This is a genomic window from Alkalibacterium sp. m-11 (assembly GCF_054658155.1).
Map to the genome: position 1 here is coordinate 1 of NZ_BAAGIR010000038.1, position 18,508 is coordinate 18,508.

Genomic DNA, 18,508 nt, shown 5'->3' on the forward strand with positions numbered 1-18,508 from the left:
CAAGTCCAATGGGACAACTGAAGAAAATGTTTGGGTAATGAAACACACAGAATGAGCCATTTTAATATTAAAATTGAAGAGTTACCATCTCTAGAAAAAAAGTTTCCGCCAAAGTCTTGACACATACCTGCCAGATGATTGACTTGATAGTGTAAAAGAATTATCAGATAATTAAGTTGAAGGATAAAAAAATAATGTTATTCTTAGAGATCTAATCATTCTACTCCTGAATATTTCGTACGTAATCTCACAATAGTTGTTAGAAAATTAAATTTGATTATAATCGTAAAATTTGTGTAATTATAATCACGTACTAGGAGGAATGGGTTATGACACCAAATATGGTGGGGTTTAGTTTTCTGTTGATCGGGGTGTGTCTGATTATCGGTAAAGTTGTGCGCCTGCATACGAAATGGCTGCGCAATCTGTTTTTACCCAGTTCGATTATCGCAGGATTTATTGCCTTGTTTTTAGGTCCTGATGTTCTGGGACGGTTGACGTCTCAATTTCTGGAGCAGGGATCCATGTTTTATAATGGACTGATGCCTGGTTTTATTCTCGATGTGTGGCGTCATCTTCCAGGGATGTTCATCAATATCGTATTCGCCGCTCTTTTCTTAGGCAAGAAAGTCCCTGGTGTCAGAAAAATATGGGATGTCGCAGGTCCTCAGATCGTAATGGGACAGGCTGTATCATGGGGACAGTATGTTATAGGTCTGCTGCTTACATTGCTTGTGTTGACGCCACTATTTGGTATGAATCCGCTGGCTGGAGCACTGATCGAAATTAGTTTTGTAGGTGGTCATGGGACAGCTGCCGGATTGGCCAGCACATTTGAAAACCTTGGCTTTGCCGAAGGTACAGACCTCGCTCTCGGTTTAGCTACAGTCGGTATTTTAGTTGGGGTCGTTGCAGGCATCATCATCATCAATATTGGATACAGAAAAGGCTTCGCTAAACATGTCGGAGGGAAAGAGTACTATACTGAAGAAGAAAAAGAACGTTTAGGTGAGTCTCACGGATTCGAGATGGAATCTCAAGTGAAAGAAGCCAAAGCGATCGAACCACTTGCCTTTCACTTGTCACTTATTGCATTTGCAATAGTGATCGGTTATGTCCTGCAGCAAGGTCTTATCCTGCTGGAAGCCAGTACATGGGGAGCGTGGACAGATGTAGTCTTATTCCCTTATGTGCCCCTGTTCCCGCTCGCTATGATCGGTGGAGTCATCGTTCAGATGTTCTTCGATAAGCTAGATATTCATATGTATATCGATCAGAACCTGATCAGCAAAATATCCGGCTTTGCTCTGGATGTGCTTCTTGTATCTGCGCTGGCTACATTATCTCTGCAGGTCATTGGAGAAAATATCCTGCCGTTCCTCCTGCTGGCAATCGTCGCTACAGCCTGGAACGTCTTTGCATTCCTGTACCTCGGTCCACGGATGATTCCCGAGTACTGGTTTGAAAGAGGACTTGGTGATTTTGGACAGGCAACGGGTATGACAGCGACCGGACTTCTACTGATGAAAATTGCCGATCCGGAATATCAGACTCCCGCGCTGATGGGATTCGGCTACAAACAGATCCTGTTTGAACCTTTCGTTGGAGGGGGACTGGTGACGGCTGCATCACTGCCGTTCATTTACCAGTTCGGTCCAGTGGTCTTCCTGATTATTTCGACCGTCATTACCGTGTTCTTCCTGATCTTTGGGCTGATTAAATTCAATCCGAAAAGAAAAGGAAAAGTCCAAACAGCTGAACAGAGTAATTAAAACTTAAGAAAGATTAACCTCATCTATGGAGTAAAAGCCTGCTCTTATCCGGATGAGGTCTTTCTGTGCACCTGTCAGCTCGACCGTTTCTACTGTTTTCAGGAAGGAAATGATCAGATTAGGTCAGATTTGAGCTTCTCAAATCTTCTGATTATAAAATGCTTCAAATAGTACGGAAATGTGACGATTTTCTGAGAGACTGGTCACGTCAGGTCACTTAAGGAATGTAAAAGTCGAAAATAGGTGTCTAAATGGCAGCTCATCAACAATTAGAAGCAGCGAACTACAGCTATGACTGCTTTTAATTACAGTATAAAGACTAAAGTGAGTACTGAACTCAAAGTAATGCGTGTTTAACTGAATTATATGGATAGGGAATTTTGTAAGATACAGTTAAAAGGGGTCTAGCAGTAATTTAGTCGTAAAGATTCTTTCAGAGCTATAACTAGAACCTTTATAGCGGTATTTGTGACAATAATTATCGATGGAGATGCATCTAGATCTGTTCTGATGGAAGTAAGTGAAGGAATTAGTGCTCGCAGCTGCAAGTAGAATTATCTTAGTTACAGTTTATCCCTCTTACGGCTGTAATAAATTGAATCATTAACGGCAGGATGACCTAGATGTAAAAATACTAAGTGTCTGATAACTGATAGAATAACAATAAAATAAGGCCAGTGAAAACTCTTCACTGGCCAATTCTGATATAACTGATCTAAGTGCATGTGATAAGCAGCTGAAAATAAAGATGAGTGCCTATAAGGCCTTGTCTGTCTTTAATTCCTGCAGGTCTCCTCGATATAGGAAAAAGCTCATTTCCTTATCTAAAAACGGCATGCGTCTGGTGACAGCCCCGATGCGCGTCATCCCTTTAGATTCATAAAACGCATAAGTGCAGCTCGTATCAGTAAACAGACGAAATGTTCTGGCCCCTTCATTCTGCATAAAAGTGAGATAGGAATGGAACAAATGAGAACCAATGCCTGACTGTCTGGTTGACGCATCAACCGCAAAAAATGTCAGTTCTCCATCGTATGTTTCGTAAGTCTGTTTAAGCAGGGCCTGATTAACCTGCAAATTTCTTCGAAAAGACTGAACGGCCTGTTTTCCCTCAGAAGTCAGAAGCAGCCTGATCAGATGATAGCCCATATTCAAGTAATAACGTTTTTCTTTGAGTGGAACCTCATTTGTCCGCCCCAGAATCAGTCCAACGAGCTTCCCTTCTCGGAGGGCAACTTGTGAAAAATTATGATGAGCAAGACTTGAATACAGAAAAACATAGGCCATATGCAAAGCATTGTTGGATGAAGCAACTTTCTCGTACTGCCAGGTATCTTTAATAAGTTGGGCCGCAGCTGCGTAATCTTTTTTTTCAATAGCCCGGTAAATCAGTGTATCGGCTGACATTTAATCGCCCTTTCTGTAGCGTGTTATGGATACATTATAGCATAAGGATGGGAATGGGCCGAAAAGGATAGTAGGCTTGAGACTTAGAAAATGAAACGACTCACCTGACCTGTTACACTGGGGACGAGGGGAAATATCTGGTCGTCAAGGAGTAGTGCTAGATCCTTTTTAGATAGAATGACCTTTGAAAGGAAGATAGACTCATGCAGATCGGAAAAATGAATAAACACGAGGCAGAGGCAGTCAGTCAGATGGTAGCTAATGCGTTCTACGATAAGTTTCAGGACAAGACCCAGCTGACTAAGAAGCAGCTACAGAAATTACTCAAGCTAGTCTGGATTCAGGAAGCAGACAGTTTTTCAATGACTATCTTTACCGTACAAGCAGAAGGGGAAGTTGTCGGAGGTTTCGGCTGTTCCACTTCTGGTCATTTTAAGCCAGGTTTGAGACTTTTAGCTAAAACCGCTGCGATCATAAAGGCGATTGGACCGAAAGCGTTTATTTCCTTTGTTAAGGCTGGAATGAGTACAAGTCGAAATCCTGTTAAAAATGAATGGTACATCGATTTTATCGCAGTGAAAGAGTCCCATAGAAATCAGTCGATCGGCCACGACATTATGGACTATTTGACAGGTGCGGCACTAAGTGATCCGGAAATCGACAATCTGACTCTCTATGTTCTGAAAGGAAATGACCGGGCAAAACATCTTTACGAAAAATATGGATTTATAGAACAGTACTCGAAGCCGGAATCTGACTATCACTTTATGAAAAAAGTAATCAGATATTAAATCCCTATGTCTAATAAGAATGAGAAGACTATAAACTGAGACCGTTATCATAAATAACACATGTTCTATCTCTTTATTTCAATCCCTCTTTTTGCTATAGTTGAATAATGCATTTTTAACCATTGCCTTTCAGCAATGGAGGAGGGAGTCATGATGAAAGAAAGAGAACACTATGGTCTGGGAACTGCCATTTCCATGATCATCGGAATCAGTATTGGTTCAGGTATATTTTTTAAAGCAGATGAAATTCTAATTGCAACTGGAGGCAGTGTCTGGCTGGGTATTCTGGTTTTCGTTATTGGGGCACTTTGTGTCATATTCGGAAGTATCACCTTATCACAACTGGCAGGTCGGTCTTCCATGAGAGGAGGAGTCGTCTCCTACTATGAGGAATTCGTTTCGTCAAAAGCAGCGAACGCCTTTGGATGGTTCCAGCTCTATGTCTATTTCCCGACGATTACAGCCGTTGTCAGCTGGGTATCAGGGATTTATACTATTTCTCTGTTTGGTCTGGAGTCCAGTCTGGAACTGCAGACGATACTAGGACTAATGTACATGACATTCTTCTTTGCTATGAACTACTTTTCATACAAGAGCGGAGGGCGTTTTCAGAATATATCCACAGTAGTCAAAATGATTCCTCTGATTGGAATCGGACTGCTAGGGATTTTCTGGAATCAGAACGCACCGGCTCTGCCTGAAGGAATAGCTCTGGTTGAAAGAAGCAATGTCGGATGGGCCTGGCTTGGAGCGTTAGCCCCGGTAGCCTTTTCTTTCGACGGATGGATCGTATCTACGACCATCACTCAGGAAGTGAGAAATCATCGACGGACGATGCCACTGGCACTGACGATCGGCCCGCTTGTTGTTCTTGGGGTATACCTGGCCTTCTTCCTTGGACTGATAGCAATCGTCGGCGTGGAGTTCATTCTCTCGGCAGGCGATCAGGCGATCGGTCAGGCTGGGCAGTCGATATTAGGCATATACGGGGAACGGATACTGACGAGCTTTGTGCTCATATCCATCCTTGGAGTGGTCAATGGGATCAGCTTGGGTTATATCCGACTGCCTCATACTCTGGCTATGAAAAATATGATGCCGATGAGTGGTCGAATTAAGAATCTGGATGAAGAGAAAGGTCTGTCACCATTCGCCGCACTGACAGCATACGGATTATCTGTCTTCTGGCTGGTCATGCATTACATTACTCAAAGATGGGACATCCTTGCCGGTGGAGACATCAGTGAAATCGCCATCGTATTCAGTTATGTCCTATATATTGTCTTGTATATCAAAGTCATTCAGCTTAAGAAGGAAAAACGCATCACTAGTGTATTTTTAGGTTACGTCGCGCCAGTACTGGGCACGATCGGATCGCTGGTCATCCTGCTGGGCGGCTGGTTCTCAAATCCGTTTTACATGCCGATCTTCATAGGATTCTCAGCTCTTGTATGTGTACTGGGGTATCTTTACGGCACTAAACATGCGCAGCCTCTCATTAATGAAGGGTAAAACGAGGAGAGATAACATGTTAAGAGAATTTTGTGCTGAAAACTTCTACAACGTACCTGAAGCTATTCATGCCGGTGCTGACCGGATAGAATTGTGTGACAGGCTGGATGTAGGAGGAACAACCCCTTCTGAACAGGTCCAGAAAGAGGTTCTGGCATTCGCTCATCAGCATCAGGTCAAGGTCGTAACGATGATAAGGCCACGTGGAGGCAGCTTTGTCTACACGGACGAAGAAAAAGCGATGATGGTCGAATCTGCTGCTCGTTCAGTCGAACTTGGAACAGACGGGATAGTCTTCGGTGCACTCACGCCAGATGGACAAATCGACTGGCCATTTATCGACAAACTGGTCGAATGTGCTGGAAACAGAGAAACGGTTTTTCATATGGCATTTGACGAGCTTGCCGAAACAGCTCAGTTGGCTGCAGTTTCAGAACTGAGCGGTCATGGAATAAACAGACTACTGACACGAGGGGCAAAAGCAGGGTCAGCTCTGAATCATTATAAATGGATCAATCAGCTTGTCGAAGAAGCTTCAGGACGTCTTGAAATTCTTGCCGGTGGGGGCCTAACTTATAAAAATCTTTCCGAAGCAGCTGAGTTGATTCACACGGACCAGTTCCACGGTACGCAGATTGTTGACCTGGATTTAAAAAAAAATAAAAAATAAAAGTGTTGACACGGATTTAGTCCATCTGATAGACTACTAATCAGTCACAACATTAATTAAATTTAAATGAGAACAGTTAGCGTTGAAAAGATAAGTACAGATTAGAGATTCATCTCAGAGAGCTCTCGCCTGGTGAAAGGGAGCATGAGGATCGATCTGGAAAATGGTCTTTGAGCTGAAATGGTGAGTACATGTATGAGCCATTTCCGGGTGCACCCGCTATAGTGCCGCAGTATGCAGAAGCAGACAGGCTTTTAAGTACTGGCAGAGGTTACTTCAGCAATGAAGTGACGAACGAAGGTGGAACCGCGAATAGACCTATTCGCCCTTTTTAAGTTTAGAGACTTGAAAAGGGCGTTTTTTATTGCTCTGTATAATCTTCAGAGTTTCTCTGGACCTATCAGGAAACTGTCCCTTTCAGGTTTAGAGACCGTATTAGAACAGGAGTGAACCAAAGTGATTACTTTAAATAAAGTGACCAAGACATTTTTAAACAAAAAACAGCCGTTTGAAGCTGTGAAAGAAACTAATTTAACAATCAACAAAGGAGAAATTTACGGCATAGTCGGGTATTCTGGAGCCGGTAAAAGTACCTTGCTCAGAATGCTTAATGGACTTGAGCGGCCGTCTTCAGGTTCCGTCATCATTGACGACAAGGAGCTTTCTCCTCTAGGAAAAAGAGAGCTGAGAAAAGAGCGCCAGTCCATAGGTATGATTTTCCAGCATTTCAACTTGCTCTGGAGCCGGACTGTACTGGAAAATATCTGCTTCCCACTTGAAATTGCCGGTGTGTCAAAAGCCGAGCGGATAGACCGGGCCAGAGAACTGATCAGCCTGGTCGGATTAAGTGACAAGGAAAAAGCCTATCCGGCACAGCTGTCTGGTGGAGAGAAGCAGCGGGTCGGGATTGCCAGAGCACTGGCGAATGACCCGAAAGTCCTGCTCTGTGATGAAGCGACCAGCGCCCTCGATCCTCAGACGACAGATGAAGTGCTTGACCTTCTCGCCAAGATAAATGAGGAACTGAATGTCACGATCGTTCTGATCACTCATGAAATGGAAGTAGTCAGAAAAATCTGTGACCGGGTAGCGGTTATGAACAAAGGAAATATCGCTGAAGAGGGATCGGTTCTCCAGGTATTCAGAAATCCTCAGGAAGACATTACTAAACGATTTATCCGTCAGGACAGGGAAACGGACAATAAGGAGACGCGCCAGGCGCTGACTGAACTGAAAAAAGCCTATCCGGACGGTCAAATCATTCAGCTGTTCTTCCAAGGAGACAACATCGGCTCACCAGTGATCACTCAGGTCAGCAGACAATGCGGCTGCGACATCAACATTATTCAAGGAACGATCCAGTCGACACATAACACGCCGGTAGGTACACTGATCATCCAGGTTCTAGGTGACCAGAGCAAGCAGGAACAGGCACTCGAACTGTTCAAAACCTATCCTGTCCAAGTAGAGGTGATTGAATAAAAATGTTAAATCAATTGACAATAGCAGGTATCTTGACAGAATATACCAATTTTGAAACTGTTTCATGGGACAGATTATGGACAGCAACAAAGCAAACGATTTATATGAGCGCCTTGTCAGTCATTGCCGTCTTCGTTCTCGGACTTATACTTGGTCTTATTCTATATGAAACGAGAGACAACCAGACGATCTGGTCAGTAGCCTTATACAAGTCAGTATCAGTCATGGTCAACATTTTCCGGTCGATTCCGTTTATTATCCTGATCGTTCTGCTGATTCCTTTTACACGGGTGATCGTCGGCAGCATTACAGGACCGACTGCAGGACTTCCTGCCCTTATTTTATCAGCTGCACCGTTCTATGCACGGCTGGTAGAAACGGGACTCAGAGAAGTGGATAAAGGCGTGATCGAAGCAGCGGAAGCGATGGGTGCGTCTAAATTTGAACTCATCATGAAAGTGTATATTCCGGAAAGCCTGCCTTCCATCATTGCCGGCATAACAGTTACGGCGATCAGTCTCGTCGGCTACACGGCGATGGCTGGGGTGATCGGAGCAGGTGGCTTAGGGAATCTGGCTTATCTGGAAGGCTTCCAGCGAGGTAGGGCAACCGTCACACTAGTGTCCACATTAGTAATTTTACTCATTGTTTTTGTTATCCAATTTATAGGGGACCGTTGGGTTTCTTATATTGATAAAAGATAAAAAATAGAGAATAGGGGAGAAATATATTATGAAAAAAGCAATCAGACTAGGTTTATTGAGCAGTGCATTCTTACTGGCAGCATGCGGGAATGGAAATGGCGATACAGCTGGAGACAGCCCGGATCCGGCAGAAGGCAATGGAAATGAAACAACAGAAGAGACAATTGAAGAGTCTCAGGTACTAAGAGTCGGGGCGACCAATGTGCCTCACGCAGAAATCCTGGAATTCATTCAGCCGACACTGGCAGAAGAAGGCATTGAACTGGAGATCGAAACGTATAATGACTACATTATACCGAATCTGGCTCTTTCTGATGGGGATATCGATGCCAACTACTTCCAGCACGTGCCGTATTTTGAAACACAAGTGGAAGAAAACGACTATGACTTCGCCAATGCAGGTGGGATTCATATCGAACCTCTAGGTGCATACTCAAACCGTCACGACAGCCTGGAAGATCTGCCTGAAGGGGCAACGATTCTTGCCAGCAGCAGTGTTGCCGATCACGGACGTATTCTGGGTATTCTTCAGGATGCCGGGCTGATCACAGTAGACGACTCGATCGATCTGATTGACGCATCGTTCGATGATATTGTAGAAAATGAACGAAACCTTCAGTTCGAATATGAATACGATGCAGCGCTAATGACGACATTGTACGCTCAGGATGAAGGAGATGTGTTCTTCATCAACTCAAACTTTGCAGTGGATCAAGACATCAGTCCAGTTGAAGAAGCAATCGCTTTGGAAAGCAGTTCGTCGCCGTATGCCAATATCATTGCAGTACGTTCAGAAGACGAAGACAGCGAACTGATTGCCCGTTTGGTTGAAGTGCTTAGAGCAGAAGAAACTCAGGAATTCATTCTGGATACTTGGGATGGTGCGGTTATACCAGTTGACGAATAAAAAATAAAGAGTTTAAGATTGTTCTAAAATTACTGCATATGACTTTACTTGTTCCAGCTCGTGGTCAATACTATGACTAGAAAGAATCAAAGCAGCTGACGAAAGGGAGAATGGAATGAGTAAAGTTTACATCGCAGGAGCAAAACGAACACCCATTGGATCATTTTTAGGCGCACTTAAAGATGTGTCTGCCGCTGATTTAGGCAGTTACGCAATAAAAGGTGTGCTGGAACAGAGCAAAATCAATCAGAAAGACATCGATGAAGTTGTTCTGGGAAATGTACTGCCGGCTGGACAGGGACAAGGTGTCACTCGTCAGGCAGCAATCAAGGCAGGAATTCAAGTTGACGTTCCAGCGTATTCATTGAATATGGTCTGCGGAAGTGGATTAAAATCGGTAATGAACGCTTATCTGGGAATTAAAGCCGGTGAATATCAAGCGATCATTGCAGGGGGCACAGAATCAATGAGTCAGGCACCCTACCTAATTCCAGGCAGCACCCGTAGTGGTCAGAAAATGGGCGGTTATAAAGTGGGAGACCACATGCTAGATGATGCTTTGACAGATGCTTTTGAAGGCTATCATATGGGAGTGACCGCTGAGAATATCGTTGAACGATACAACCTGACTCGAGAAGATCAGGATCACTTTGCCTACACGTCTCAAAAGAGAGCGATCGAAGCGATAGACAATGGGGCCTTCAATAATGAAATCATTCCAGTGGAGACTAAAGTCCGTAGAGAAACGGTTATTGTCGACACGGACGAATACCCCAATCGTAATACGACAGAAGAAAAACTGAACAGCCTAAGACCGGCTTTCAAAAAAGACGGGTCCGTTACAGCCGGAAATGCCTCCGGAATCAATGACGGGGCCAGCGCAACTCTGATCGTTGGGGAAGACTACCTGACTGAAAATAATCTGACTCCCCTCGTTGAAATCGTCGGGATAGGTCAGGGAGGCGTCGATCCTTCAGTTATGGGTCTAGGACCAACTCCAGCTATCAAGCAGGCAGTCAAGCGTGCGGAAATAAGTTTTGAGGACATCGATGTATTCGAGTTGAATGAAGCATTCGCCAGTCAGAGTCTGGGTGTTATAAAAGAAATATCGGATGAATTTGGAGTAGACAAAGACTATATGCTTGAGCGGACAAACCTAAATGGAGGAGCTGTTGCGCTTGGTCATCCAGTTGGTGCCAGTGGTAACCGGATTCTGGTCACACTTGTCCATCTGATGAAGCAGCGTGGACTGACATACGGTCTGGCGTCATTATGCATCGGCGGAGGCATGGGAGTAGCTGTTCTGGTTAAAAATGCAGATAATAAATATTCATAGTTGACACAGTTATATTTTCCATATATGATTTATTTAACAAGTAAATAGTCTTCAGGGCAGGGTGTAAGTCCCTACCGGTGGTAAAGCCCACGAGCCGCAAGGCAGATTCGGTTAGATTCCGAAGCCGACAGTATAGTCTGGATGAAAGAAGACACGTATATGCACAATTGGACTTTCAAGAGGACAACTAGGCCTTTTCAAAGTGCAGATTGAGATGACCTTTCAAACCCTGGAATAGTTTATTCCAGGGTTTTTCTTTATATAGGTCCAGCTGCCAGTCTGACTGGCGTACTCTCTTGTTCTGTTATGTGCATAACTGGTCAAAATTCTTCAAGCCCTGAATCTTAATTGATTCGGGGCTTTTTTAATGAGGTGAAAAAGTGACAACGGACGAAACCTATATGAAAAGGGCATTATATTTAGCAGCGCAAGCGAAGGGTCACACGTCTCCTAATCCTATGGTAGGGGCTGTCATAGTGAAAGACGGGCGAATCATAGGAGAAGGGTATCATCATCAAGCTGGAGAACCGCATGCAGAAGTCAATGCGATCAACTCTGCGAATGAACCAGTAGAAGGGGCAACGATATATGTCACGCTTGAACCGTGTTCTCATTATGGCCGCACGCCGCCATGTTCGGATCTGATTATCGACAAAAAGCTGAAGAGAGTAGTTGTAGCCGCACTTGATCCGAACCCGGTCGTTTCTGGAAACGGCATTGAGCGTATAAGAAATGCAGGAATTGAAGTGGTGACAGGCGTTCTTGAAGAAGAAAGCAGAAAGTTGAACGAAGTGTTCAACTATTTTATTACTACTAGAAGTCCCTTTGTCGTAATGAAATACGCAATGACACTGGATGGAAAAATAGCTACAGAAACCGGGGAGTCGAAATGGATCTCGTCTGATGCATCAAGAAATCATGCGCATCATTTAAGAGGGCATCTCAGCGGAATAATGGTTGGAATAGGAACGGTCCTGAAAGATGACCCCCGATTGACCTGTCGGGTTGATGGACTGCCTCAGCCAGTGCGTATTATTATGGACAGTCAATTGAAAATCCCTATGGACGCAAGAGTCCTGACTGAGCAGGATAAAGCAAAGACATTGATACTGACGACCGAACAGGCACCTTCGGCAAAAAAAGAGGCGCTTGAAAGTAGAGGCGTGACGGTAAAAATTGTTGGAGAATCTGACGGACATGTCGATTTGGAAGAAGCCATGCGGATCATCGGGGAATACGGCGTAGACAGCCTTCTGCTTGAAGGGGGAGGAACGCTCAATGCAGCTGCGTTGAAAGCTGGAATCGTGCACAAACTGTCTGTTTATATTGCACCTAAACTCCTTGGTGGAGCAGAAGCGATATCTCCAGTCATTGGACACGGGGTCCAACAGATGTCCGATGCTTATAAACTGAAATCTGTTGAAATAACCAGAATTGAAGATGATTTGCATATTGAAGCTTATATAGATAGGAGTGAAAATTAAATGTTTACAGGAATTGTTGAAGAAATAGGAGAAATCAAAAGCATTAAAAAAGGTGCTAAATCAAGCGAATTGACCATTAAAGCAGAGAAGGTTCTGGAAGATGCAGCCATAGGAGACAGCATATTGACTAATGGGGTGTGCCTGACGATCACTACTTTCGATAAAACGTTTTTCACAGCTGATGTCATGTCAGAAACCTTGGATAGAACGACTTTGGGAACACTGACTTCCGGTAGCCGTATCAATCTTGAGCGAGCGCTGACGCTTCAGACCAGACTAGGTGGCCATATGGTCAGCGGACACATCGACGGAACAGGAGTCATTACTCATTTCAGAAAAGACGATAATGCGGTCTGGGTCACAGTCAATGCCTCCAAGAACCTGCTGAAATACATTATCGAAAAGGGATCCATAGCAATCGACGGCATCAGTCTGACGGTCGCAGCTGTATCAGATAATGACTTTCAAGTATCGATCATCCCGCATACGTCTGAGCAAACCACATTGCTGAGCCATTCAATCGGCGACAAGGTCAATCTCGAATGTGACATGATCGGAAAATATGTAGAAAAGCTAATGGGCCTGGCTCCAAAGAGCGAGACAAAGTTAAAGCTAAGTCAAGACTTTTTGCAGACTAATGGGTTTGTATAGATAGAAAGAAACAGGAGTGAGGGCATGTTCAATAAAGTTGAAGAATTACTGGAAGATCTGAAACAAGGGAAAAACGTCATTATCGTAGATGATGAAGACAGGGAAAACGAGGGAGACATCGTCTGTGCAGCAGAATTCGCGACTGCTGAAAATGTCAACTTTATGGCCAAGTATGCCAGAGGACTGATCTGTATTCCTATGACTAAGGAGTATACGAAGAAGCTGGGTCTGTCTCAAATGAGTCTATACAATACGGATGATCACACGACAGCCTTTACAGTATCCATCGATCATGTAGATACCACTACAGGAATATCAGCCGGCGAACGTTCGCTGACAGCTATGAAAACGGTGGATGAAGACAGCCGTCCTGAAGACTTCAAGCGTCCGGGACATATGTTTCCACTTGAAGCGGTTGACGGAGGTGTGCTGGCAAGAAATGGCCATACGGAAGCCACTGTAGATCTGATGAGACTCGCCGGTCTGAAACCGGTCGGTTTATGCTGTGAAATCATGAACGATGACGGGAGCATGGCTAGACGTGATGATCTTGTGGCTTTTGCAGAAGAACACGATATGAAAATGGCAACGATAAGTGAACTGATCGAATACCGGAAAGCCAATGAACAGGTTATTTTTCGGGAATCAAAAGCCAAGCTGCCAACAAAGTTCGGTGAATTCGATATTTATGCGTATGAACATAAATTTACCGGTGAACATCATGTCGCGCTTGTCAAAGGAGATGTATCAGATGGGGAACCTGTTCTCTGTCGCATCCATTCGGAATGTCTGACTGGGGATGTGTTCGGATCTAAAAAATGTGACTGCGGTCAGCAGCTCGATTCTGCCATGGAAAAAATTGCAGAAGAAGGCAGAGGCGTGCTTCTATACATGAGACAGGAAGGCCGCGGGATCGGACTGGTCAACAAGATCAAAGCGTATGCGCTGCAGGATCAGGGGCACGATACCATTCAGGCCAATGTTCTGCTCGGCTTCCCGATAGATGCCAGGGAGTACTACGAATGCAAGCAGATATTTGATGATCTTGGTGTCAGCAGACTTAATCTGATGACCAACAACCCCCTCAAGATATCAAGTCTGGATCAGTACGGGCTGAAAGTCGAAAAGCGGGTACCGATACAGATGACGCTCTTCGATGAAGACAAGGAGTATCTGCGCACGAAAAAAGAAAAAATGGGACACTATTTAGAATATTAAAAAATGAATTTGGAGGAACAGAATTATGAATAAGATTGAAGGACAGTTAATTGCACAGGATTTAAAAATTGGAATCGTCGTGGGACGCTTCAATGACTTTATCGGGTCAAGACTGCTTGATGGGGCTGTAGATGCATTAGTCAGACACGGAATGGAAGAGTCGGATATCGACGTTGCCTGGGTACCTGGAGCATATGAAATCCCATTAGTAGCTAAAACAATGGCGGCATCCGGAAAGTATGATGCAGTGGTTACTCTTGGTGCAGTGATCAGAGGAGCTACCTCTCACTACGACCATGTCTGTGGAGAAGTATCCAAGGGAGTGGCTTCAGCATCAGACACTACAGGTGTACCTGTCATGTTCGGCGTGCTGACAGTCGATACAATCGAACAGGCTATTGAACGTGCCGGAACAAAAGCTGGTAACAAGGGTGGAGAAGTAGCCGTTGGAGCAATCGAAATGGCCAACCTTATGAAAAAATTGAAATGAAGAATGAATTGAGTCACGTCAGAACAATCATTTTTGATTATGACGGTACGCTTCATGACAGCAGTAAAATATACATCCCCGCGTTTAAACGCGCATACAATTATCTTGTGAAGAATAACAAAGCAGAAGAAAAAAACTGGTCAGATGAAGAAATTACCCAGTGGCTGGGCTACAGCAAGCAGGAAATGTGGGAGCTGTTCATGCCCGACCTCGATCCTAGTTTTCGTCAGGATGCATCTGGACTTATCGGTAAAACGATGCTTGAAATGATTCAGAGGAATGAAGCTAGATGGTATGCAGGCGCTGTTGACACTCTGCAGTATCTCAAAGATCAGGGATATACTCTGATCTTCTTAAGTAACTGCTCAATCAGTTACATGGAGATGCATGCCGAACAGTTTAGACTGAAAGGCTACTTTAAGAGACTGTACTGTACGGAACAGTTCAACTTCAGGAAATCAAAGAAAGAGATCGTTAAACTGCTGAAACAGGACTTTGAAGGAGATATTGTTGTAATAGGCGACCGATTCCAGGATATCGAAACGGCTGAACTTGAAGGAGTCTACGCTATAGGATGCACCTATGGCTTCGGAAAACATAAGGAACTCGAAGGAGCAGATTTGCTCATCTCCGATATAGGTGAACTTAGAAACTATTTATAATAAACGAAGTGATGCTCGGTCTCTTTCAGACGGCCGCATCACTTTTTTATATGAATATAAACAGGAAACCGGCTGAAATTACCCCCGTCAGAAAGCCTTCTAGATTTCCTTCTCTTTCAGACGGAAGCTCATGCTTGATGACATTCAGTGTCATCGCGCCCGCTACAAAAGCTTCAACACTTCCGAATATATACTCTGGAAAATCAGAAAATAGCCCGATTCCGAACCCGACAATGATAGCCAGAGAAAGAATATGCCGTCCGTACTGATCATATACTGATTCATGGTGACGTCTGAGCCCCCAGTCATTCGTCACAAAATGAAGAGCAAAAGCAATAAAGAATACAACTAATGTGGCATCCGGTTCTCGCCTGTCTGTCAGAAGGTAGCCGATCATGGCATTGTATAAAGAAAAGAAGGCAATGTGGGCCCAGAACAGGCGGGATTCGATCAAGTTGGGATTGGTCTGTTCTTTAGTTTCATAAGCGCGTGCAATCAGACGGTCCATCGCATAAAAAACGGATAGACCAAGCAAGGCAATGATATATAAGGCATAGTGCAGCAAGTGTCCTTCCAGCCAGTGTATTTCCTGTTCAGCTAATTCCTGGGTGTGTGCAACTTGGGGCCACAGGTGGATAAAGACATAGGCTATTCCCACTCCAGCAGAAAACGAAATGAATCGTCTTAATAAAGCTTTCGGTAAAGATATGTATATAGATAGGAAATGAATCAGCACGAAGCTGACAGCCAAAATTAAAGGTATCCACATAATCAGTTGAGCTGCTTGAGACAGCTGTCCTCTCTTTCTTCCAGTCTATCTTTATGTAATACTCAAAGTGTACACTATTCGTCTTATATTTTCAGTACGGAACACTAAAATATAAGACGGTCGTTAATAGAGATTAAAGTCAATTTAGAGTATGATTGACTTAGGACAATTGAGGAAGCAGGTGTGACATGATCAGTAAAGGTAATACGGAAAGGACGGACTCTATTACTGAATGGGTGCTGGTAACTGATCCTGTAAGAGACGATGTGAAAAAAGAGACCGATAAATTTTCAGCAGATTTGGATATTTCCTCTCTCTTGGAAGATAGGACAGTGTCCTACTATAGTTGCCTGAAGGATCATTACGGGCAACGTGTGTCTGTACTGCACCTCCCTGTTTTTAATGATCTGCAAAGTAATCATCTTGCAGATACATCCACAACACTTACGTTCATTTTTTCAATGGCATCTGTTTTAGTCGTACTGAACGGGTATTCAGACGAAGGGTTGCTTGATAAGCTCAATTCAGACCGATCGCCTCATCAGGTAATGATGGATCTGATAGTTAGTATGTATATTGCGGTGGACAATCGAATGGACCGATTAAGCCAGAACATCCGTGAGGCGAAGTCGGAAACTGTAGAAAAAGCCAATAGAGAAGTGCTGTTGAGTCTGGCTGATATCGAACAGGAAATGGTTATCTTTTCTAAACGGCTTGAAGATTATGGTGAAACCTTTCATCAGTGGTTATCAGATTCAACGATAGAGAGAACATGTACTCACCAAGAGAGAGAAAACGTGAGACTTCTTATACGTAAAAGTCTCTTCAACAGTCAGCTATATAAAGAACTGATTGAATCCACAAGTGGACTTCTCTCGGACAGCATCGATAACCGATTGAACAGCATCATGGAATTTCTTGAATCAATCGCCCTGGTCATATCCATTCCGACCCTTATTTTCAGCTTGTTCGGGATGAATACCGGGGGATTGGTCGGCCGGCAGTCCCCATTTGGAACGATTGTTGTTATCCTGATATCAGTCCTTCTTGGAGCAGCCGTGGCAATTTATCTGAGAAGGAAAAAATACTTGTGAAGTATTATACTCATGCTTGAGATTACTGATTAATTGGAGTAAAGTGAAGGAAGAGATAATTAATTGAGGAGGAATAGACTATGAACGGCAATAAATTAAGAAAGTCTTCAGATGATCGAGTTATTTCAGGCGTATGTGGAGGAATTGCAGAGTTTTTCGGTATTTCGTCACTGGCTGTCAGACTGATTTTCCTGATCCTTCCATCAAACCTGCTTCTGTACATCATTCTGGCCATGATCATGCCTGAAGATTACTAAAAAGGCATTACAGAAATGCTCATGTACACAGAAACGTTTAGCTGACCTGGGAACTGATAGAGGCCAATTTAAATACGCAAAAGCAGTGAGGTTTGTTCCATATTTAATGGCACCTCATTGCTTTTTTGTTGCAGAAAGAAGCTCGTGAAAGTTTCTGCTTATGCATAATTCTTGTGTTCTAACTTTTATTAGGTAGCTGTCATGCTGACAGCTGCCATCCAATTAAAGATTCTGTTTGTGACGAAAGCAATAGTTGGATCATATGCCCAACTCGGAGGGAGAAAGCGTGTCGAGTTGGTCGCAAAATGGATCTTATGTCCAACTCGGAGGGAGAAAGCGTGTCGAGTTGGTCGCAAAATGGATCTTATGTCCAACTCGTAGGGAGAAAGCGTGTCGAGTTGGTTGCAAAACGGATCTTATGACCAACTAGTAGGGAGAAAGCGTGTTGAGTTGGTCGCAAAATGGATCTTATGTCCAACTCGCAGGTAGAAAGCGTGTCGAGTTGGTCGTAAAACGGATCTTATGTCCAACTCGGAGGGAGAAAGCGTGTCGAGTTGGTCGCAAAATGGAACTTATGTCCAACTCGCAGGTAGAAAGCGTGTCGAGTTGGTCGCAAAACGGATCTTATGTCCAACTCGCAGGTAGAAAGCGTGTCGAGTTGGTCGCAAAACGGATCTTATGTCCAACTCGACACCTCCATACCCAGCGAGCTGACACTTTTTCCCCAAAAAAATCTCCCAATCCCCCAAATCACTGGAAGTATCCAACTACTCCAAATCAGAACAAGCAGAATACCCCGTTGGATCAAGGAACTTTACTTCCTCAATAAAACAGGGCGTAAAGATCACAAAACATTGCTATCAAAGAAACGAGTTTTATCCATAACTATTGCCATCAGGGTTCGCTAAGGATGAACCCTTCCCAATTTCCTCATCTGACAGAAAAAAAGCAAAGTGAAAACAACTTCGGTACCGATCAGGACTTACATAATCAGCAGAAGAGCACCGGTCATCATAATTAAGCATTATGGTGTTAAGTCAAGAGAATAGATTATAAAATGACAACCTATTTTCATAAAAAAGGGTGCACTGAACTAAACCGCCACGTATTCGAAAATACGTTCGGTTTATATCTTCGGATAGTCGTCCTTAAGAAATAGTTTCTCTTAAGACTCTATCGCCTCCGATCTTGCGATATAGAGTTGGTGATCGCTTAGGAGTGCAAACACCAGACGCACTAATTTTCGTGCAGTTAAGACGAGGGCTCGTTTGTGTTGTGTTTTCGGTACTTCTTTATATTTTT

Annotated in this window: 17 protein-coding genes, 1 pseudogene, 1 riboswitch and 1 other annotated feature; of the genes and pseudogenes, 15 read left to right on the top strand and 3 right to left on the bottom strand. The window is 43.8% G+C overall.

All coding sequences use genetic code 11. The features are described from left to right. Positions 1–329 precede the first annotated feature (329 nt). Positions 330–1,772 carry a sodium/glutamate symporter gene (locus ACYQ2O_RS05715; protein WP_459770186.1) on the top strand — a complete coding sequence of 481 codons (1,443 nt, stop codon included), beginning with the start codon at positions 330–332 and terminating at the stop codon, positions 1,770–1,772. A gap of 756 nt (positions 1,773–2,528) precedes the next feature. Here ACYQ2O_RS05715 and ACYQ2O_RS05720 read toward each other — a convergent pair. Then, on the bottom strand, positions 2,529–3,179 hold the full coding sequence (locus tag ACYQ2O_RS05720; protein ID WP_459770184.1) for a GNAT family N-acetyltransferase: 651 nt from the start codon (positions 3,177–3,179) through the stop codon (positions 2,529–2,531). 203 nt (positions 3,180–3,382) lie between these two features. On the opposite strand from ACYQ2O_RS05720, the gene ACYQ2O_RS05725 reads away from it, so the two are divergent. The 12 genes from ACYQ2O_RS05725 (at position 3,383) to ACYQ2O_RS05780 (ending at position 15,086) form a co-directional block, all read left to right on the top strand. Then, positions 3,383–3,970 (top strand): GNAT family N-acetyltransferase, encoded by a 588-nt coding sequence (locus ACYQ2O_RS05725; RefSeq protein WP_459770183.1) that lies wholly within the window; start codon positions 3,383–3,385, stop codon positions 3,968–3,970. Positions 3,971–4,120: 150 nt separating this feature from the next. Then, a complete protein-coding gene (locus ACYQ2O_RS05730; protein WP_459770181.1) occupies positions 4,121–5,482 on the top strand; it encodes an APC family permease in 1,362 nt (453 codons plus the stop codon). A 16-nt stretch (positions 5,483–5,498) separates the two neighbouring features. After that, positions 5,499–6,152: a copper homeostasis protein CutC gene (locus ACYQ2O_RS05735; RefSeq protein WP_346023711.1), complete on the top strand. Its 654-nt coding sequence runs from the start codon at positions 5,499–5,501 to the stop codon at positions 6,150–6,152. Positions 6,153–6,225: 73 nt separating this feature from the next. Further along, positions 6,226–6,485: a binding site (T-box leader), on the top strand. A gap of 123 nt (positions 6,486–6,608) precedes the next feature. After that, positions 6,609–7,634, top strand: coding sequence for a methionine ABC transporter ATP-binding protein (locus tag ACYQ2O_RS05740; protein WP_459770179.1), 1,026 nt, complete (start codon positions 6,609–6,611; stop codon positions 7,632–7,634). 2 nt (positions 7,635–7,636) lie between these two features. After that, entirely contained in the window at positions 7,637–8,338 is a 702-nt protein-coding gene (locus ACYQ2O_RS05745; protein ID WP_459770177.1) for a methionine ABC transporter permease, read from the top strand. A gap of 28 nt (positions 8,339–8,366) precedes the next feature. Then, on the top strand, positions 8,367–9,245 hold the full coding sequence (locus ACYQ2O_RS05750) for a MetQ/NlpA family ABC transporter substrate-binding protein (RefSeq protein ID WP_346023713.1): 879 nt from the start codon (positions 8,367–8,369) through the stop codon (positions 9,243–9,245). Positions 9,246–9,360: 115 nt separating this feature from the next. After that, positions 9,361–10,581 carry an acetyl-CoA C-acetyltransferase gene (locus tag ACYQ2O_RS05755; RefSeq protein ID WP_346023714.1) on the top strand — a complete coding sequence of 407 codons (1,221 nt, stop codon included), beginning with the start codon at positions 9,361–9,363 and terminating at the stop codon, positions 10,579–10,581. 43 nt (positions 10,582–10,624) lie between these two features. Then, positions 10,625–10,738: riboswitch (FMN riboswitch) on the top strand. Between the two features lie 223 nt (positions 10,739–10,961). Then, a complete protein-coding gene (ribD, locus tag ACYQ2O_RS05760; RefSeq protein ID WP_428830574.1) occupies positions 10,962–12,065 on the top strand; it encodes a bifunctional diaminohydroxyphosphoribosylaminopyrimidine deaminase/5-amino-6-(5-phosphoribosylamino)uracil reductase RibD in 1,104 nt (367 codons plus the stop codon). After that, positions 12,066–12,716, top strand: coding sequence for a riboflavin synthase (locus tag ACYQ2O_RS05765; RefSeq protein WP_346023716.1), 651 nt, complete (start codon positions 12,066–12,068; stop codon positions 12,714–12,716). Between the two features lie 24 nt (positions 12,717–12,740). After that, complete coding sequence (locus tag ACYQ2O_RS05770) at positions 12,741–13,934, top strand: bifunctional 3,4-dihydroxy-2-butanone-4-phosphate synthase/GTP cyclohydrolase II (protein ID WP_459783731.1); 1,194 nt, start codon at positions 12,741–12,743, stop codon at positions 13,932–13,934. A 25-nt stretch (positions 13,935–13,959) separates the two neighbouring features. Next, on the top strand, positions 13,960–14,424 hold the full coding sequence (gene ribH, locus ACYQ2O_RS05775; protein ID WP_346023718.1) for a 6,7-dimethyl-8-ribityllumazine synthase: 465 nt from the start codon (positions 13,960–13,962) through the stop codon (positions 14,422–14,424). Then, positions 14,421–15,086, top strand: coding sequence for an HAD family hydrolase (locus ACYQ2O_RS05780; RefSeq protein WP_346023719.1), 666 nt, complete (start codon positions 14,421–14,423; stop codon positions 15,084–15,086). Before ribH ends, ACYQ2O_RS05780 begins: the two co-directional genes overlap by 4 nt. Positions 15,087–15,132: 46 nt before the next feature. On the opposite strand, the gene ACYQ2O_RS05785 is transcribed toward ACYQ2O_RS05780, so the two are convergent. Beyond that, positions 15,133–15,855, bottom strand: coding sequence for a hypothetical protein (locus ACYQ2O_RS05785; RefSeq protein ID WP_346023720.1), 723 nt, complete (start codon positions 15,853–15,855; stop codon positions 15,133–15,135). A 188-nt stretch (positions 15,856–16,043) separates the two neighbouring features. On the opposite strand from ACYQ2O_RS05785, the gene ACYQ2O_RS05790 reads away from it, so the two are divergent. Both ACYQ2O_RS05790 and ACYQ2O_RS05795 read left to right on the top strand, forming a co-directional pair. Continuing rightward, entirely contained in the window at positions 16,044–16,949 is a 906-nt protein-coding gene (locus ACYQ2O_RS05790) for a CorA family divalent cation transporter (protein ID WP_346023721.1), read from the top strand. Between the two features lie 80 nt (positions 16,950–17,029). After that, positions 17,030–17,206 (top strand): PspC domain-containing protein, encoded by a 177-nt coding sequence (locus tag ACYQ2O_RS05795; RefSeq protein ID WP_091265713.1) that lies wholly within the window; start codon positions 17,030–17,032, stop codon positions 17,204–17,206. A gap of 1,165 nt (positions 17,207–18,371) precedes the next feature. Here the strand turns inward: ACYQ2O_RS05795 and ACYQ2O_RS05800 are convergent. Then, positions 18,372–18,508: pseudogene (locus tag ACYQ2O_RS05800) on the bottom strand (IS110 family transposase); the annotation flags it as partial.